The sequence below is a fragment of the Bradyrhizobium sp. MOS002 genome (assembly GCF_003020115.1).
In the GTDB taxonomy this organism is placed as follows: Bacteria; Pseudomonadota; Alphaproteobacteria; order Rhizobiales; family Xanthobacteraceae; genus Bradyrhizobium.
On record NZ_PYFX01000002.1, the window covers coordinates 261876 to 278276 of the forward strand.

Consider the following 16401-nt stretch of genomic DNA (forward strand, 5'->3'; position numbering starts at 1 on the left):
GCTTTTCCAGCTCCAATGTCTATGCGCTATCCCACATTTGGCCATGAGGGACATCTGGGCAAAATGCCCTATCGTGCGATTTGAAACTTGATCCGGATCAAGTTCGCGCGAGGCGTAATGTTGCTCTGCACCATCCGCTGAAGTGAAGGCCGCGCTCAGGTCGTCCTGAACTGCAACACGCCGTCTTTCATTTCCGCCGTCAGCCGGCCTTCCACGATCATGTAGTTGACGTGGGCGACAAGTTCGCCAGCGGCGAAACCCATCTGGTGTTCGTCCAGCACGTGCTTGTTGAACACCACGGGTACCAATGCGCGCGAGGTCTGCGGCACCTCGCGGCAGGCTTCCGCGATCAGGCTGCAGCGTTCCTCGTGGTGATCGGCGAGCTGCTTGATGCGGGTCTTCAGCCCGTAGAACGGCACGCCGTGGCCGGGTAGTACCAGCACGTCATAGGGGAGAGTCGTGGTGAGGCTGGCGAGCGAGGCCAGATATTCGCCGAGCGAATTCTGGTCGGGCTCGACCGCCCACACGCTGACGTTCGGCGAGATCTTGCTCAGCACCTGGTCGGCCGAGAGGAACAGCTTGTCGTCGGCGCAATACAGCATCACCTGGTCGAGCGCATGACCGCCGCCGGTGATCACCTTGAAGCGGCGCGTGCCGATCACGACGTCGTCGCCATGCGAGATGCGGCGGTAGGACGGCGGCAGCACCGAAACGCGCTTGAGATAGTCCTGGCCGCGGCCGAGCAGTTTTTCGGTGAGCGACTCGTCCATGCCGTGGCGGCGGAAGAACAGCCGCTGCGCCTCCTGCCGCTCCTCGGTGCCGCGGTTCTGGTGATAGACCGATTGCAGATATTCGACCTGCGACATCACCAGCGGGCACTTGAACCGCTCGACGATCCACCCGGCCAGACCGACATGATCGGGATGGGAATGGGTCACGATCAGGCGCGTGATGTTGACGCCCTTCAGCGGCCCGTCGAACAGCTTAGTCCAGGCTTCGATCGTCTCCTCATTGCCGAAGCCGGTGTCCACGATGGCATAGCCGTCGCCGTCGGCGAGCAGGTAGATGTTCACGTGGTTGAGGCGGAACGGCAGCTTCAGCCGCGCCCACAACACGCCCGGCTTCACCTCGACGACCTGTTCGGGGCCGGGATGCTGTTCCCAGGGATAGCGCAGCGCGTCGGCGGAGGACTGCACGGTGTCGGTTTTCGTGTTCATGCCACCGGATTAAACCCACTAGCTGCGGCGCGCCAGCCGAAAAAGAACGCTGGCGCGGCCCGCATAGCGGTCATTCCGGGCTACGGAACGGCGGCCTACGCCGCCCGCATGTTGTTGAGGAACGCGTCGATCTCTCCGCGCAGCATGTCGGCTTCGCGACGGAGCGCGTCGGAGGCGCCGAGCACTTCGTTCGCCGCTGCGCCGGCTTCCGCCGAAGCAGTGGAGACGCCGACGATGTTGCTGGAGACCTCGCTGGTGCCGCCGGCCGCATGCTGGATGTTGCGGGCGATCTCGCGTGTCGCCGCGCCCTGTTCCTCGACCGCGGCGGCGATCGTCGTGGTGACGTCGTTGATCTCGCCGATGATCCGGCCGATGCCCTGGATGGCGCAGACCGCCGAAGTCGTCACCGACTGCATGCTGGCGATCTGGCTGCGGATCTCCTCCGTCGCCTTGGCGGTCTGGCTCGCGAGGCTCTTCACCTCGGAGGCGACCACCGCGAAACCGCGGCCGGCTTCGCCCGCGCGCGCCGCCTCGATGGTGGCGTTGAGCGCCAGCAGATTGGTCTGCGAGGCGATGGTCTGGATCAGGTCGACCACGACGCTGATACGACTCGCGCTGTCGGCGAGGCTCTGCACCGTGGCGTCGGTTGCGCCGGCTTCGTCGACCGCCTTCCTGGCGATCGCGGCCGAGGTGACGACCTGCTTGCTGATCTCCTCGATTGAGGACGAGAGCTGCTCGGTGCCTGACGACACGGTCTGCACGTTGACCGAGGTCTCCTCGGCTGCGGAGGCAACCGCGTTCACCAGCGCATTGGACTGGTCTGCCGTGTTCGACATGCTCTGCGCGGTCGATTGCATCGAATTGGCCGACTGCGCGAGATTGTCGAGCGCGGAGCGGACCGCGCCTTCGAATTCCGCAATCTTCGCCTCCATCTGCGCCGCACGCTCGGCCTTGGCGACGCGATCCCTGTCCTGCTCGCTCGCAAGCGCCCGGGCTTCGATCATGCTGTCGCGGAACACCGTCAGCGTTTCCTTCATCGCGCCGATCTCGTCGTTCTGCCGGGAGCGGACGATCTCGGTGTCGAGGTCGCCGGCCGAGAGCAGCTGCATGGCGCGTTGAAGCTCGCGAATGCGGCGCAGGATGTTGCGGCCGACGTAGAGCCAGACGAACAGCGCCGAGCCGACCAGCATCAGTGCGCCCAGTGCCAGCATCGCGGTGGTCGCGAGCGAGATCTCCTGCCGCGCCTGGAAGGTCGACGCATTGGTCTCCTTCTGCACACCCTCGACCAGCTGCTGCACGCTGATGCCGAGGCCGACGTTGAGCTTGCGGGTCTCGTCCAGAATGGTCTGGCCGTAGTCGATGGCGTCGAGCTCCTTCTGGCGGATCTTGAACACGCCGGACTTGCCCTCACCGAAGGCGAACAGCTTTTGCACGGTGTCGCGCACCGCTTGCATCGAGGCCATGTTCGGCAGGTCCTCGAGATTCGACTTGACGCGGTCGCGCGTCGCCTTGAACTCCTTCTCGATCGCCTCCAGCGTATCGCTGTTGTTGGCCGACAGCGCCGCCATCATGTCGGCGGCCATCAGATTGCCGTTGGCGGAGATGGTCGCGACCTGGGAGACGGTGCGAGCGGCTTCGGTGGCATCGTCGGCGGAAACTTCCGCCGCGCCGAGGATCGCGTTCAGGCGTGTCTGCGCATCCAGCATGGCAGGACCGGCCGCGCCGACGAAGGTGAGCTGCGCCTTGCGGAGCGCTTCATACTGCTTGTCATGCAGCGCGCCGGCATCGAGCCGCTCGCGCGCCGCCGACACCAGGCTCTGGGTCGCCTCGTCGATGCTCTTGGCGGTGTCGCGCAACGCGGTTGCGATCTGCTTGTCGGCGCCGAGCTCGATGATCTCGCCGAGCTTGGCCATGGCGAGCTGCTGGATCTCCTGCACCTTCTTGGTGCGTTCGTTCAGCGCCTCGTCGGACGGCGACGCCAGGAGGCCCGGCCCCTGCGCCGCGAGCGTTGCGCTTTGCGATGCGAGTTGAAGGCTGGCGGAGAGGCGCGGGATGTCGCGACCGCTCAGGTCCATCATGGTGCTGCCGAGATGGTTGAAGACGAAGCCGGCGCCGGCTGCAATCACGAGGCCCATGCCCGCGATCACCGCGAAGGCCGTGAACAGGCTGCCGCGCACGCCCCATGCCGGCATTTTGAAACGAGGCCGGATACGACCAAGCAAACGGCCAAGGCCCAGACGGATCGCCATCGAAATTCCCCCACGCGTGATCTTTATGTTTTCGCCGAGGAGTATCCTTGGGGCAGGTTAAAAAATCGCAAGTTGCTCAATCGGTTGCGTGCATTCCGCAGAGCGAAAGAAGAAGGGCCGGCAATCATGCCGGCCCCCCGATAACGGTAAGGACTTGATAACCGTTCAGTAGCGCGCGACCGCCGAGTTGGCCCAGTTGAAGCGGTAGTTGACGCCCGCCTTGATGGTGTGGTCGTCGGTCGTGAAGTTGCCGGTTCCCGCCAGCGGGCCCGCGGTGAAGTGCGCGTCGCCGAAATTGTAGTACTGGTACTCGGCCTTGGCGGACCAGTTCGGCGCGAACATGTATTCGAGGCCGGCGCCGACGGTGTAGCCGTTGCGGTGGTCGCCGGTGATGATGAAGCCGGCCGGCACGCCGCCGACGGTCACCTTCTCGTTGTTGTCCGAATAAGCGTAGCCGCCCTTCACGTAGAGCAGGCCGGGACCCCAGGTGTAGCCGACGCGGCCGGTGATCGAGCCGAGACCGCGCTGGTCGTTGGTGTAGGCGACGCCGCCCGGGAACACCGCGCCGACGCTGCCGGAGAGCCAGGAATACTGGCCTTCGACGCCGACAACGAAGTTCGGGTTGAACTGCCAGTCTGCACCGGCCTGCAGGCCGCCGAGGAAACGGCCGTTGCCGTTATTGCCGGTGGAGAGGCCGTTGAAATTGTTGTCGCTGGAGAACGCGCCGCCGACATGGCCGCCGATATAGAAGCCGGTCCAGTTGTAGATCGGCGCGGCATAGGCGGGCGCGGGCGCCTTATAGTAGTTGCGGTTACCGAGATCGGCACCGACCGCCGGCGCAGCAGCGCCCACCACGAGCAGCGCAACGGTTGCAAACAGAATCTTCTTCATAGTCTAAACTCCAACACTTAGGTCCCCGGCAGGCGCGCTTTCCGCGCCGTCGTTGGTTCTGCAGATAGCTCGCTTTTGACGAAAATGCTGTCACATGCATGGCACAGCGGCAGCCAACCTAACTTATTGGGCCGTAAATGATTTTCGTACTTAATGTCGGCTTAAGAAGTGGTGAAGGAAGGCTTAACTCACAGCTGTCCGGGTAACTTGCGCGCGCATCGGATTAACCAAGACGACGCCGCGCCTCATCGCGCATCTGTTCACGGAATGCAGCGCGCTTTGCGGGCCGGTCTTCCTCGCGCACGTCATGACGATCGAAGACGTCGAACTTATCCAGGATCGGATAGCGCTCGCTCGCCATCGCGAGCACGCGCAGCACCTTGGTCGCCGACGGTGTCGGGCCGCTCACTTCCCAGCGCCGGATGGTGTCGGCGCCGCCCTTCTCCGGCAATCCGCAAAGCCGGGCCATGTCGGCCACGGTGAGCTTGCGCTCGAGGACGTCTGAGAGATCGTTGCGGAGTTGCTTCAGTTCGGGACCGGTCATGTCGCCTCAATACGCGAAGTCGATGAGGTGAATGCATTAGAGCTGATTCGGGTCCATCCGAAGGCGAGGCACACGTAGCGGGCGCGCGTGCTAGTCTCGCGCCCGCCGGGCTCAGCCAGGAAAGGAAAACCGCATGCCGGTGTTCAAACTCCCTCTGTCGGGGGACGTCGTTCAGTCCATCAACCCGATCACGTCGTTCTTCAGCCCGGCCGGCGGCCAGTTCGGTCTCGTGAACATCACGGTGGGCCAATCCTCGGCGCCCGATGTCGAGAAGGACCTGCTGTCGGATGTCGGCAGTTACGGCAAGCAGATCGGCCAGGTTGCGGATGCGCTGCTCGTGGTCATTGAGCATCTGGAAGCGCTCGGTGACAGCGCACTCGGCGACGACAAGGCGGTCGCGGCTTTCAAGGAGCTGATGCACTCGGTCGCGACGGTCAAGGAGCGCCACAACCGCAAGGCCTGTCGTCCGCGGCGGCGCTGATCATGCCGTGCGACCGCTCCCGGCACCTTCGCCCGCGCACGGAGTTATGAACGGATGCCTATAGGAATTCTCCACGGAATGAACAGATGGCAAGGGGCCCGCAGAATGAAGGGATCAGCCATGAGAAGCATCAAACCCGCCATTGCCGCACTCGTCACCATCGGTTTGCTTGCCGCGCCGTTCGCGGCTGAAGCAAGGAAGCACCGGTCAAGCCGATCGTACAGCACCGGCGTGATGGCTCCGAGCTATGGGAGCGCGGGATCGCTGGCAGCGCAGCCCAGAGCCTACGGGTCGAGCGGACAATCGGTCGGGACGGTCACGGCGCCATCGATCGGCACGTATAACTGGCCGTCGGTCGGCGTGACCAACGCAGTCCCGACCTGGAACAACACCAACCCTCCCGTCAGGTAGGCGCGCCCGTACGGTGAGCCAAGGCCGGTCACCCTGTGCCGGTCGCGAGGCCAGAGAGAAGATAGAGCATTTCGGATCGCTCAGGGACGACGCGCCCCCGATCCTAAATGCCCCGGCCGACCTGTTGGCCGATCACGCAGCGCCATCCGGCGAGGCGCTCGGCTGGATGCTGGTTCATCCATTCGGCGAGTTGCGGCGCACCCATCAGGCACGATTGCATCGAGACGTCGGCGAAGTCGGATGTGGTGACGATCTGCTCATGACAGTTCGCTGGAGAGGCGAGGTTGCAGAGCACGGCGATGATCTTGATCACGCGAGGTTGCCTCCGTCGCTGCGATGCGCGGAGGCTCCTCTCGATGGTTCGCTCGCCGGATCAGCCGGCGGGAAGATGCTGTCGTAGATTGCGCGCGCTTCCTGGATGAGGCGAATGCGCTCGCGCTCGGATTTCGAGACAAACTGAATAACCTGGCCCATGTCGGCTCCAATGGATCCTCAATCCATCATCACATGATGGAAATCATTCCATCCGCATGTGGGGTGCCTGCTTCGGCTTTGCAGCCGTGCGGGCGCTCACGAAGGATAAAAAGCCCGTGAGCACTCCGTTCCTGAAGTGGAGCGGGATACCTTCAGCGATGCGCCGGTCCCATGGCTATCTGTCGGCGGGGACTGCTTCGCAGCATCGTGATGAAGTGTTGAGCCCGGCGGTGGATGGCATGGCGGCACATTTTCTCGCGCGTGGAGTTGTAAGGTCACTCGGTGCACGAGCGCCTCGACGAACGGCATCGCGATTGAGAGACCGCCCCCGAAAGGATTAGCCATGACAACAACGAAACGCTCCATTGCTGCACTTGTTGCTCTCGGATTTGCCGCAGCGCCACTCGCTGTCAACGCACAGACATCGGCGACAGGTACACCGGGCAGCACGAGCGGACGCTCCGGAGCACCGGTACAGCAAGGGACGATTGGAAGTTCCGGGCAGACTGTCGGGACCGTGACAGCGCCGTCGATCGGAACGTCCAACCAGCCCTCCGTCGGCGTTACAAACTCAGTCCCCACCTGGAACAACACGAATCCTCGAACGAAGTAGCCGCGATCGGCTGACTCACGCCGCCGGCGCGCGCTCCTTGCGCCCTGGCACCGCCGCGAGCAGCTCGCGCGTATAGGCATGTTCGGGGGCTGCGAACAGCTGCGCGGTCGGCTTCAGCTCGACGATGACGCCGCGCTGCATCACGGCGATGCGGTCGCAGATTTGCGCTGCGACTCGGAGGTCGTGGGTGATGAACAGCATCGAGAGGCCGAGGCGGGCCTTGAGGTCTTCGAGCAGCCTCAGGACCTGCGCCTGCACGGAGACGTCGAGCGCCGAGACGGCCTCGTCCGCGACGATGATCTCGGGCTCGAGCGCGAGTGCGCGTGCAATGCCGATGCGCTGGCGCTGGCCGCCGGAGAATTCATGCGGATAGCGCTCGAGCGCGCCGGCATCGAGGCCGACCATCTTGAGGAGATCGCGGGCGCGGTCGAACGCCACTTTCGGATCGGTGCCGGCCGCGATCGGGCCGTCGGCGATGATATGACCGACCTTGCGGCGCGGATTGAGCGAAGCGAACGGATCCTGGAAGATCATCTGGATGCGGTGACGCTCGGCGCGTAGCGCCTTGCCCGCGAGCTTTGTGAGATCGGTCTCGCCGGTCCGCACGGTGCCGCGGTCGGCCTCGATCAGCCGCATCACAAGGCGGGCCACCGACGATTTGCCGGAACCGGATTCGCCGACCAGGCCGAGCGTCTCGCCCTTGAGAATCGTGAAGTTGACTTGGCGCGCGGCATCGACGCGGCGGTCCTCGCGAAACCAGCCGCCCGAGGTGACGTAGGTCTTGTCCAGTCCGATCACCTCGACCGCCTTGGCCTGGTCGTCGAGGGGGGTGCGGGCGGGCGGGTCCATTGACGGCACGGCGGCGAGCAGCGCCTTGGTGTAATCGTGCTGCGGCGCGTTGAAGACGGCCGCGGCGGGGCCTTCCTCAACCACCTTGCCATGGCGCAACACGACGACCTGGTCGGCGATGTCGGCGACCACGCCGAAATCATGGGTGATGAACATCACCGCCATGTTGCGATTGCGCTGGAGGTTGCGGATCAGCTTCAGGATCTGCGCCTGCGTGGTGACGTCGAGCGCGGTGGTCGGCTCGTCCGCCACCAGCACCGCCGGTTCGAGCGCGAGCGCCATCGCGATCATGGCGCGCTGGCGCTGGCCGCCGGAGAGCTGGTGGGGATAGGCGCGCACGATGCGCTCGGGGTCGGGGAGGCCGACCTCGCGCGCCAGCGCCAACGCCTTTGCGCGCCGCTCCCTCGGCGTGAGCAGCCCGTGCGCCTCGAACATCTCCGCCATCTGGTCGCCGATCCGCATCAACGGATTGAGCGCGGTCATCGGCTCCTGAAAAATCATCGCGAGCCGGCGGCCGCGCAGATCGCGCCAGCCGTCGTCGTCGAGCTTGAGCAGGTCGCGGCCTTCGAACTGGATTTCTCCTGATGTGACCGAGACCGTGTCGGGCAAGAGGCCCAGCAGCGCATGCGCACACATCGACTTGCCGGAGCCGGATTCGCCGACGACGCAGACGATCTTGCCGGCCCTCAGGTCCAGCGAGATGCCGTCGACGGCGAACGGCCGCTCGGCGCTCTTGGGCAGCGCGATCCGCAGGTTCCTGATGGAGACGGTGGCGGGGGCGGTCATGGTCAGCGCCCCTCGCGCGACAGGCGCGGATTGAGCGCGTCGTTGAGGCCTTCGCCGATCAAATTGAGCCCGAGCACCGAGATCAGGATGGCGACGCCGGGAAACACGGTGATCCACCAGGCTTGCCGGATCACGGTGCGGCCGGCACCGACCATGTAGCCCCAGGAGATCAGATTGGGATCTCCGAGGCCGAGGAACGCCAGCGAGGATTCCAGCAGGATCGCGGTCGCCACCATCAGCGAGGCCAGCACGATCACCGGCGACAGCGCGTTCGGCAGGATCTCGCGCATGATGATCCAGGTGTTGCTCTGGCCCGTGACCACGGCGGCCTGGACGTATTCCCGCGTGCGCAGCGACAGCACCTCGCCGCGGACGAGGCGCGCGACCGGCGGCCAGCTTACCACCGCGATCGAGGCCACGATCGAGTAGATCGAGGGCTGCAGGATCGCGACCAGCACGATCGCGAGCGCAAAGCTCGGAATGGTCTGGAAGAACTCGGTGAAGCGCATCAGGGCGTCGTCGACCCTGCCGCCGAAATAGCCGGCCATGGCGCCAATGGGAACGCCGACGACCAGCGCCACCAGGGTGGATACCATGCCGACGAGCAGCGAGACGCGTGCGCCAAAGATCATGCCGGCGAAGACGTCGCGGCCGAGCGCATCGGTGCCGAGCGGCACGGTCGCGAGCGTGAACGGCGGCAGGAACGGCCGCTGCACCATGCGCCAGGGCGAGTTCGGGAACAGCATCGGACCGAACAAGGCGACCGAGATGGCAAAGAGCAGGATGATGAGCCCGATGACGCCGCTCGGGCTCCTCAGCATCGATTTCCAGAACTGTTTCATGTGGTGAATTCGATGCGCGGGTCGACCAGGCGATAGACCAGGTCGGTGATGAGGTTGAAGGTCAGGACCATGGCGGAGCAGATCACGAAGACGCCGAGCAGCAGATTGTAGTCGCGCTGGAGCAGGGCGTCGTACATCAGGCGTCCGATGCCAGGCCAGGCGAACACCGTCTCGGTGATGACGGCGCCGCCGATCAGGGTGCCGGAGTGGGCGCCGGCGAGCGTCACGACGGGCAGCAACGCGTTGCGCAGGACATGGCGGCGCTGGATCACGGCATCGGACAGGCCTTTGGCGCGCGCGGTCTTGACGAAGTCGAGACGCTTCACCTCCAACATCGAGGCGCGCGTCATGCGGGTGTAGGTTGCCATGAAGAACAGGCCGAGCGTCATCGCCGGCATGATCAGATGCCTTGCGACGTCGACCACATGGGCAGGGCCGGAGAGGTTTGCGCCGACCGTCTCGTAGCCGAAGCTCGGCAGCCAATCGACGGTGACCGAGAACAACAGGATGCCCATCAGCGCCACCCAGAAAATCGGCATGGCGTAGAAGATCAGCGCGAAGATCGTGATGGCGGTGTCGAGCCAGGTCCCCGCGAAGCGCGCCGCGAAGGTGCCAAACAGGATGCCGAGCACCAGCGAAATCGCGAACGCCGTCAGCGTGAGCAGAAGCGTCGCCGGCAGCCGTTCCAGGATCAGCTTCGACACCGGCGCCTGCTGGCGGAAGGAGAAGCCGAGGTCGAGCGTCACGACGCCCTTGACGTAGACGAAGAGCTGCTCGGGCAGCGGCTTGTCGAGGCCGAACTTCTCCCTGAGCTGCTGGACGAAGATCTGGTCGCTGGCGCCGGCCTCGCCCGCCATCACGACCGCGGGATCGCCGGGCGCGAGCCGGATCAGGAAGAAGTTGAGGACGACGATCGCAAGCAGGACGATCACGCCCTTCACGACACGCTGAGCGACAAAGGAGAGCATTGTTAGATGGCGATCAGATCAGGTTGAACGCAGCGGCAATCGCGGTGCGCCCCCTCTCCCGCTTGCGGGAGAGGGTGGGGGAGAGGATATTTCCTCAGAGGGATTGCCAAGTGGAGAGAACCCTCACCCGCTGCGCTCTTCGAGCGTAGCGACCTCTCCCGCAAGCGGGAGAGGCAAGGGGAGTTCGGAGCGGCAGCCCTCACTTGTCGAGCCATGCGTCCTTGAAGCCGTCATTGACCCCGATCCCGGTGGTGATCAGGTTCTTGACCTTGCAGCGCATGATGGTCGGGAATTGCAGCTCGAGCATCCAGGCCACCGGCACGTCCTCGACCAGGATCTTCTGCGCTTTCTCATAGATCTCCTTGCGCTTGGAGTCGGGCGTCGCCACCGCGCCGTCGGCGAACAGCTTGTCGATTTCCGGGTTGGAGTAACCCTCGACGTTGTTGAACACCTGGCCCTTCGCGATGGCGCTGGAGACGTAGTTGCGGCCGACGCCGAGGGCGGGATCGCCGTACTGGTAGAGATAGGTGAAGGCGATGTCGTAGTCCCAGTCGCCGATCTTCTGGTTGCCGCCGGCGACGTCGGTGGCGATGGTCTCGATGTTCATGCCGACGTCCTGGAGGTTCTGCTTCACGGCTTCACCCCAGCGCTGCCAGGTCTCGCCATAGGCGAGCGGCAGAAGGCGGATCTTCTCGCCCTTGTAGCCGGCTTCCTTCAGCAGCGCCTTGGCCTTGGCGGGATTGTAAGGGTACTTCGGCACGTCGTCGGTGTAGTATTTGATGGTCGAGGCGGATGGGCCGGTTGCGACCTTGCCGAGCCCGTTCCAGATCACGTCCTTGGCGAAGTCGCGGTCGATCGCATACATGACCGCCTGCCGCACCCGCTTGTCGGCGAGCGGACCCTGGCGGTTGTTGAGCCACAGCCAGGCCAGCGGCGAGAAGAACTCCCAGCCGGCGCCGGTGACGCAGGTGTCCTTCAGCTTGGACAGCCGCGGCACGTCGAAATTCTCGACCGAGCCGCCGGGCAGCACGTCGACCTTGCCGGTCTCATACGCCACCGAGCGCGCCGCGGCATCGGGAATGATCTGCCAGTAGATCTCGTCGAGATATGGCTTGCCCTTCTCGTAATAGTTCGGGTTCTTGACCAGGCGGATGAAAGAACCCTTCTGCCACTCCTTGAACATGAAGGGGCCGGTGCCGACCGGGGCGTTGTTGTAAGGATTGGTCTTCCAGTCGGTCCCTTCATAGAGATGCTTCGGTACCATCGGCATCGAGCCGACCTCGAAGATGCCGAGGAACGGACCGAACGGCTGCTTCAGCGTGAACACCACCGTGTAGTCGTCGGGAGCCTCGACCTTGTCGACCTGCGCGAGATTGTTGCGGGCCCGCGCATGCGTCTGCTTCAGCATCTCGAGAGAGAACAGCACGTCGGCGGCGGTGAAGGGCTTGCCGTCATGCCACGTCACGCCCTTCCGGAGCTTGAATGTGTAGGTTTTTGCGTCCTCGCTGACGCTCCAGCTCTCGGCGAGCTCCGGTTGCGGTTCGAGCTTGGGGCTGTAGCGAAGCAGGCCTTCGAAAATGTTGCCCGACACCATCTGCACCGGGCCGTTCTGGACCATCGCCAGCATCAGGCCGGGCGGCTCGGGCTGAATCACGGCATTGATCGCTCCACCCGCTTTCGGCTCTTGCGCCAGCGCCGGGGCCGCGAGACCGCAAGCCAGGAGGACACCAAGCAACACTCGTTTTGACATGTCGTATCTTTCTCAAGCGAGACCAGCCGCAAACGCTTCGTACGTCGTGGCGCGCAAAGCTATGGCCGGCCCGTCCCAGTCCCCATCCGGTATCGAGGCTCACACAGTCTCATTCGGCGCCGCAAGATGAAAGTCTCGACAGTGTTCGCACAAAAAATGTACAGCGCGTCCTGTTTTGGCGTTTGGCGGCCAAGCCGGGGCCGCCGCGCCGCACGGCTTCAGCCGGGCCGCAGCACCTGTTGCAACTCGGCAAGCGCATCCGCGAGTTGCTCCCGGTGCGCGATGTCGTCCTTGGGGATGGCCGCGACACTGCCCGCAAGTTCGCGCAGGATCCCGGCGAGCAGACCGAAATTGAGGTGCAGGTGCACCGATTTGCGTTCGTCCGCCGTGCCCGGTTGCTCCAGCACCAGCGCGACGCCGCTGCCGTCGAGACGTGCCTCGAACCGCGATGAATGCCCGAAGGTGCCGACATAGAACTTGTCGGGATATTCGAGCGCGATCTCTGCCTTGTCGGGAACCGGCTTGGACATGTGAGCCTCATTGATGTCAGGCTATTCTGGCCGGAAATAAAGTCGGCCGCCTTGCGATAGGTCAGAGGCGGGCGCGTTCCGGATTTGATCGGGATCAAAGCCGGGCTGCCGCTTCTGCGATCTGATGGCAGGACGCGTGAAGCCCCGCGTGCCCGGTCAACTGGTGCATCGGCGATGAACGTCCATTCCACCCCACCCGAAGCGGATTCAGAGGATATCGCCATCGCCTTCGCGGACGAGGCGTCGGCACGTTGCGCGCAATTGCTCGGCGATGCCGGCCTCAGGCTGACGCGCCACCGCCTGGCGCTCGGCCAAATGCTGTTCCTCTGCCCCCATCGTCATGTGACAGCGGAGGGGCTTTATGAAGAAGCGATGGCCGCCAATCTGCGGCTGTCGCTTGCGACCGTCTACAACACGCTGAACCAGTTCACCGAAGCCGGCCTGTTGCGCCGGATCGCGGCCGACGGCATCAAGTCGTTCTTCGACACCGATACGTCCGTGCATCCGCATTTCTACCTCGAAGGCGAGGATGTGCTGGTCGACGTCACCGACGGCCTGACCTTCACAAGGATACCCGAGGCGCTCCCGGGCCACGAGATCGCGCGGCTCGACGTCGTCGTCCATCTGCGGCGGAAGCGCGACGCGAACCCGGCATGAGGATCGACTAGCGCAAGCCGGCCCGCCGGAATCCTTCCAGATAGTGCTCGCGATCGGCCCCATTGGCCCACGGCAATTGCGTCGCGATCCAGTGCAGCGAGATGTTGGGCTGGGTGCGGCGAAGCTCGCCCAGCGCCATCTCCGCAAGCACGCCGTCGCCAATCATGCCGGCAGAAACCGCCAGCACGCGGTAGGCGCCGGTGAGGTCGCCGCGGTGGCGGATCGCCTCGCGCGCGAGCGCGATGGCCTCGCCATAGCGCCGCTCGGTGAAGCGGGCATAGCCGGCGATGCCGTGATAGATCGCCAGGGATGGATCGCGCGGCGAGAGCCGCATTGCCCGCTGCGCTGCCTCGAATGAATCCTTCGGCCGGCCGGCATAGGACAGCGCCAGTGCGTAATAGCCCTGCGCCAGCGAGAAGTTCGGATTAAGCGCGAGCGCCTGCTCGAACTCGGACAGTGCGTCCGCAAGCCTTCGCGTCGAGAAATAGACGCTTCCCAGCGCGGCGTGCGCCCAGGCATCCTCGTGGTCGCAGCGCACCGCGGCGAGCGCGGCGGCTTCCGCCACCGGTGCCACCACGGCAAGCTCGGCCCAGCCGAGATGCACACCGAACATGTGATTCGCCGCGAGCACCGACAGCGCCTGGCCGTAATTCGGATCGATCCCCACCGCGCGTTCCAGTAGCGCCCGCGCGGTCTCGTGATCCCGCCGCGTTACGCGCCAGTAATGCGACAGCGCCCGCATCAGGAGATCCCAGGCATCCAGGCTCGCGGGGGGCTTGCGATGGGCGCGAAAATTTTCCGCCGCATGAATCTGCGGCTCGATCGCCGCCGCGATCGCGTTAGTGATGTCGTCCTGCACGGCGAACACGTCGATCAGTTCGCGGTCGTAGCGCTCGGCCCAGAGATGGCTGCCCGTCGTGGCGTCGTTGAGCTGCGCGGTGATGCGCACCCGGTTGTCCGACTTGCGCACGCTGCCTTCGACGACGTAGCGGACGCCGAGTTCCTCGGCGATCTGCCGGATGTGGACCGCGCGTCCCTTGTAGGTGAAGGACGAGTTGCGGGCGATCACCATGAACCAGCGCTGCTTCGACAGCGCGGTGAGGATGTCCTCGCTGATCCCGTCGCCGAAATAGTCCTGCGCGGGATCGCCGCTCATGTTCTCGAAAGCAAGCACCGCGACCGCCGGACGGTCCGCCAGCGCGCGCGGCAGGGCAGCGGCGGGTTCAGCGGGCGCCGTCGCGACTGCCACTTCTTCCCGGACTTCGCCGACGAAACGAAAGCCCTTGCGCGGAATGGTCTTGATCAGCCGCTGGCTCGCACCGTCGTCGCCGAGCGCCTTGCGGGCTGCGTTGATCCGGCTGTTCAGGGCGGAATCAGAGATGATCCGATCGCTCCAAATTTCGCTGATCAGGTCATCCTTGCTGACCACACGCGCGCGCTGCGCCACCAGGTAGAGCAGGAGATCGAACACCTGCGGCTGCAACGGCACGGCGGCTCCGCTGCAGGTGAGTTCCCGCAGGTCGCCATCGAGCACGTTGTTTTCAAAGCGAAATCGCACGTTTCTGTCGTCTCAAGCAAAAATCAAAGTCGTCTCAGGCGAAAATCAACCGTCCGCGAAAGTCTTGGGACCTCCGGTGCGGCATGGTGCAGCGACCCATGAAGTGCCGGCGTTTTGGCACAACGGAGCTGTTTATGACCCAAATTGATCATCAGGTTGATCCTATCGGCCCGGTTGCGGGCTCACGCATTTTCAGGTTCATCGCCTTTCTGTACGGAATTGCGGCGTATCTCGTGTTTTTCGTCACCATTCTCTACGCCATCGGCTTCGTCATGGGGCTGGTGGTGCCGAAGACCATCGACACCGGGACCGACACGCCCGTCGCCGAGGCCGTCATCATCAATCTGCTCCTGATGGCCCTGTTTGCGGTCCAGCACAGCGTGATGGCGCGCCGGCAATTCAAGGCATGGTGGACGCAGTACGTCCCCAGGCCGGTCGAGCGCAGCACCTATGTGCTGTTCGCCAGCCTGTCATTGCTCCTCCTGTTCTGGCAGTGGCGTCCGCTGCCCACGGTCATATGGGACGTCGCGAACCCGGATCTTGCTGTGACGATAGTCACGCTGTCTTTGGTGGGCTGGGTGCTGGTGTTCACCTCGACCTTCATTATCAATCACTTCGAGCTGTTCGGCTTGCATCAGGTGACCAATCATCTCGTCGGCAGGGAGGCGTCGCCGCCGCGCTTCAAGACGCCGCTGCTCTACAAATTCGTCCGTCATCCGATCTATCTCGGCTTCATCATCGCGTTCTGGGCGGCGCCGGTCATGACCGCGGGCCATCTGCTGTTCGCCGCCGTGACCACGCTCTACATCTTCGTCGGCATCGCGCTGGAGGAGCACGACCTCATCGATCTCTTCGGCGACGAGTACCGGCAGTACAAACAACGGGTGTCGATGCTTATTCCCTGGCGCAAGTCGGTATAGCCGGCGCGTCTTTCCGTCGCGTCCGCCGAAAGGAGGACGCGCGGCGGCGCCGAGGCGCGTAACGGATCTTGCCGGACCCAGCCTTCAACGTTTCTCGGGGTGAATCCCCCTCACCCCGACGCCTCTCCCCGCATCCGTCTTTGCCGAGTTATCGGCAAACAGGAGCGGGGAGAGGAATTCAAACAATCATCAACGGAGACGATCCAATGAAACATGTCGGAAACTGCTTCTGTGGCGCGGTCACGATCGAGGTCACAGGCGCGCCGGAGGCGATGGGCTATTGCCATTGCAGCTCGTGCCGCTCGTGGTCGGGCGGTCCGGTGAACGCCTTCAGCCTGTGGAAGCCCGAAGCCGTGCGCATCACCGAAGGCGCGCAAAACGTCGAGACCTTCACCAAAACGCCGCTCAGCCAGCGCAAATATTGCAAGAAGTGCGGCGGTCATCTCATGACGAACCATCCGCCGCTCGGCCTGGTCGACGTCTTCACCGCCACCATCCCCACGCTCGCGTTCGCGCCGGGCGTCCATGTCAATTATGCCCAGACGGTGCTGCCGATGCGCGACGGCCTGCCCAAGCTCAAGGATTTCCCGGCCGAATTCGGCGGCAGTGGCGAGATGATGCAGGAGTAGCGGCGGCCTTCTCCTCTCCCCGCAAGCGGGAG

At 64.2% G+C, this 16401-nt stretch carries 18 protein-coding genes; 6 read left to right on the forward strand and 12 right to left on the reverse strand.

What is annotated here, in order from left to right; translation table 11 throughout:
• Positions 1 to 155: 155 nt before the first annotated feature.
• From C7G41_RS05905 to C7G41_RS05920, 4 genes are all read right to left on the reverse strand, one after another.
• Entirely contained in the window at positions 156 to 1217 is a 1062-nt protein-coding gene (locus tag C7G41_RS05905) for an MBL fold metallo-hydrolase (RefSeq protein WP_106941687.1), read from the reverse strand.
• Between the two features lie 95 nt (positions 1218 to 1312).
• Positions 1313 to 3466, reverse strand: a complete 2154-nt coding sequence (locus C7G41_RS05910; RefSeq protein ID WP_106941688.1) for a methyl-accepting chemotaxis protein — start codon at positions 3464 to 3466, stop codon at positions 1313 to 1315.
• A gap of 165 nt (positions 3467 to 3631) precedes the next feature.
• Positions 3632 to 4357: an outer membrane protein gene (locus C7G41_RS05915; RefSeq protein WP_106941689.1), complete on the reverse strand. Its 726-nt coding sequence runs from the start codon at positions 4355 to 4357 to the stop codon at positions 3632 to 3634.
• 223 nt (positions 4358 to 4580) lie between these two features.
• Positions 4581 to 4901, reverse strand: a complete 321-nt coding sequence (locus C7G41_RS05920) for a hypothetical protein (protein WP_106941690.1) — start codon at positions 4899 to 4901, stop codon at positions 4581 to 4583.
• 133 nt (positions 4902 to 5034) lie between these two features.
• Between C7G41_RS05920 and C7G41_RS05925 the strand changes: the two genes are divergently transcribed.
• Positions 5035 to 5382: a hypothetical protein gene (locus C7G41_RS05925; RefSeq protein WP_106941691.1), complete on the forward strand. Its 348-nt coding sequence runs from the start codon at positions 5035 to 5037 to the stop codon at positions 5380 to 5382.
• 120 nt (positions 5383 to 5502) lie between these two features.
• Positions 5503 to 5793 (forward strand): hypothetical protein, encoded by a 291-nt coding sequence (locus C7G41_RS05930; protein WP_199198209.1) that lies wholly within the window; start codon positions 5503 to 5505, stop codon positions 5791 to 5793.
• A gap of 103 nt (positions 5794 to 5896) precedes the next feature.
• Here the strand turns inward: C7G41_RS05930 and C7G41_RS05935 are convergent, their stop codons facing one another.
• The gene (locus C7G41_RS05935) at positions 5897 to 6106 is read right to left on the reverse strand and encodes a hypothetical protein (protein WP_106941692.1); all 210 of its coding nucleotides are present in this window, start codon (positions 6104 to 6106) and stop codon (positions 5897 to 5899) included.
• A complete protein-coding gene (locus tag C7G41_RS37670) occupies positions 6103 to 6267 on the reverse strand; it encodes a hypothetical protein (protein ID WP_199198210.1) in 165 nt (54 codons plus the stop codon). The genes C7G41_RS05935 and C7G41_RS37670 overlap by 4 nt, the downstream gene beginning before the upstream one ends.
• Positions 6268 to 6610: 343 nt before the next feature.
• Between C7G41_RS37670 and C7G41_RS38985 the strand changes: the two genes are divergently transcribed.
• Complete coding sequence (locus tag C7G41_RS38985; protein WP_106941693.1) at positions 6611 to 6880, forward strand: hypothetical protein; 270 nt, start codon at positions 6611 to 6613, stop codon at positions 6878 to 6880.
• 15 nt (positions 6881 to 6895) lie between these two features.
• On the opposite strand, the gene C7G41_RS05945 is transcribed toward C7G41_RS38985, so the two are convergent.
• The 5 genes from C7G41_RS05945 to C7G41_RS05970 all read right to left on the reverse strand — a co-directional run bounded on the left by C7G41_RS05945 (position 6896) and on the right by C7G41_RS05970 (position 12605).
• Positions 6896 to 8515, reverse strand: coding sequence for an ABC transporter ATP-binding protein (locus tag C7G41_RS05945; protein ID WP_199198211.1), 1620 nt, complete (start codon positions 8513 to 8515; stop codon positions 6896 to 6898).
• A gap of 2 nt (positions 8516 to 8517) precedes the next feature.
• Positions 8518 to 9357, reverse strand: a complete 840-nt coding sequence (locus C7G41_RS05950) for an ABC transporter permease (protein WP_146159751.1) — start codon at positions 9355 to 9357, stop codon at positions 8518 to 8520.
• Positions 9354 to 10325 (reverse strand): ABC transporter permease, encoded by a 972-nt coding sequence (locus C7G41_RS05955; RefSeq protein ID WP_106941695.1) that lies wholly within the window; start codon positions 10323 to 10325, stop codon positions 9354 to 9356. Before C7G41_RS05955 ends, C7G41_RS05950 begins: the two co-directional genes overlap by 4 nt.
• Before the next feature lie 199 nt (positions 10326 to 10524).
• Complete coding sequence (locus C7G41_RS05965) at positions 10525 to 12075, reverse strand: ABC transporter substrate-binding protein (protein ID WP_106941696.1); 1551 nt, start codon at positions 12073 to 12075, stop codon at positions 10525 to 10527.
• A 218-nt stretch (positions 12076 to 12293) separates the two neighbouring features.
• Entirely contained in the window at positions 12294 to 12605 is a 312-nt protein-coding gene (locus C7G41_RS05970) for a hypothetical protein (protein WP_106941697.1), read from the reverse strand.
• 174 nt (positions 12606 to 12779) lie between these two features.
• Here C7G41_RS05970 and irr point away from each other — a divergent pair, with 174 nt between their 5' ends.
• On the forward strand, positions 12780 to 13262 hold the full coding sequence (irr, locus tag C7G41_RS05975) for a Fur family transcriptional regulator Irr (RefSeq protein ID WP_106941698.1): 483 nt from the start codon (positions 12780 to 12782) through the stop codon (positions 13260 to 13262).
• A gap of 7 nt (positions 13263 to 13269) precedes the next feature.
• On the opposite strand, the gene C7G41_RS05980 is transcribed toward irr, so the two are convergent.
• The gene (locus C7G41_RS05980) at positions 13270 to 14820 is read right to left on the reverse strand and encodes a winged helix-turn-helix domain-containing tetratricopeptide repeat protein (protein ID WP_106941699.1); all 1551 of its coding nucleotides are present in this window, start codon (positions 14818 to 14820) and stop codon (positions 13270 to 13272) included.
• Between the two features lie 134 nt (positions 14821 to 14954).
• On the opposite strand from C7G41_RS05980, the gene mddA reads away from it, so the two are divergent.
• A complete protein-coding gene (gene mddA / locus C7G41_RS05985; protein ID WP_106942172.1) occupies positions 14955 to 15740 on the forward strand; it encodes a methanethiol S-methyltransferase in 786 nt (261 codons plus the stop codon).
• 206 nt (positions 15741 to 15946) lie between these two features.
• Positions 15947 to 16369: a GFA family protein gene (locus C7G41_RS05990; protein ID WP_106941700.1), complete on the forward strand. Its 423-nt coding sequence runs from the start codon at positions 15947 to 15949 to the stop codon at positions 16367 to 16369.
• Positions 16370 to 16401 lie beyond the last annotated feature (32 nt).

Excerpts from the sequence above, each read along its gene's own strand:
- C7G41_RS05970 (WP_106941697.1), bottom strand. The coding sequence starts at position 12,605 with ATGTCCAAGCCGGTTCCCGACAAGGCAGAGATCGCGCTCGAATATCCC.
- C7G41_RS05930 (WP_199198209.1), top strand. The coding sequence starts at position 5,503 with ATGAGAAGCATCAAACCCGCCATTGCCGCACTCGTCACCATCGGTTTG.
- irr (WP_106941698.1), top strand. The coding sequence starts at position 12,780 with ATGAACGTCCATTCCACCCCACCCGAAGCGGATTCAGAGGATATCGCC.
- C7G41_RS05950 (WP_146159751.1), bottom strand. The coding sequence starts at position 9,357 with ATGAAACAGTTCTGGAAATCGATGCTGAGGAGCCCGAGCGGCGTCATC.
- C7G41_RS05955 (WP_106941695.1), bottom strand. The coding sequence starts at position 10,325 with ATGCTCTCCTTTGTCGCTCAGCGTGTCGTGAAGGGCGTGATCGTCCTG.
- C7G41_RS05910 (WP_106941688.1), bottom strand. The coding sequence starts at position 3,466 with ATGGCGATCCGTCTGGGCCTTGGCCGTTTGCTTGGTCGTATCCGGCCT.
- C7G41_RS37670 (WP_199198210.1), bottom strand. The coding sequence starts at position 6,267 with ATGGGCCAGGTTATTCAGTTTGTCTCGAAATCCGAGCGCGAGCGCATT.
- C7G41_RS05965 (WP_106941696.1), bottom strand. The coding sequence starts at position 12,075 with ATGTCAAAACGAGTGTTGCTTGGTGTCCTCCTGGCTTGCGGTCTCGCG.
- C7G41_RS05925 (WP_106941691.1), top strand. The coding sequence starts at position 5,035 with ATGCCGGTGTTCAAACTCCCTCTGTCGGGGGACGTCGTTCAGTCCATC.
- C7G41_RS05915 (WP_106941689.1), bottom strand. The coding sequence starts at position 4,357 with ATGAAGAAGATTCTGTTTGCAACCGTTGCGCTGCTCGTGGTGGGCGCT.
- C7G41_RS05945 (WP_199198211.1), bottom strand. The coding sequence starts at position 8,515 with ATGACCGCCCCCGCCACCGTCTCCATCAGGAACCTGCGGATCGCGCTG.
- mddA (WP_106942172.1), top strand. The coding sequence starts at position 14,955 with ATGACCCAAATTGATCATCAGGTTGATCCTATCGGCCCGGTTGCGGGC.
- C7G41_RS38985 (WP_106941693.1), top strand. The coding sequence starts at position 6,611 with ATGACAACAACGAAACGCTCCATTGCTGCACTTGTTGCTCTCGGATTT.
- C7G41_RS05920 (WP_106941690.1), bottom strand. The coding sequence starts at position 4,901 with ATGACCGGTCCCGAACTGAAGCAACTCCGCAACGATCTCTCAGACGTC.
- C7G41_RS05990 (WP_106941700.1), top strand. The coding sequence starts at position 15,947 with ATGAAACATGTCGGAAACTGCTTCTGTGGCGCGGTCACGATCGAGGTC.
- C7G41_RS05905 (WP_106941687.1), bottom strand. The coding sequence starts at position 1,217 with ATGAACACGAAAACCGACACCGTGCAGTCCTCCGCCGACGCGCTGCGC.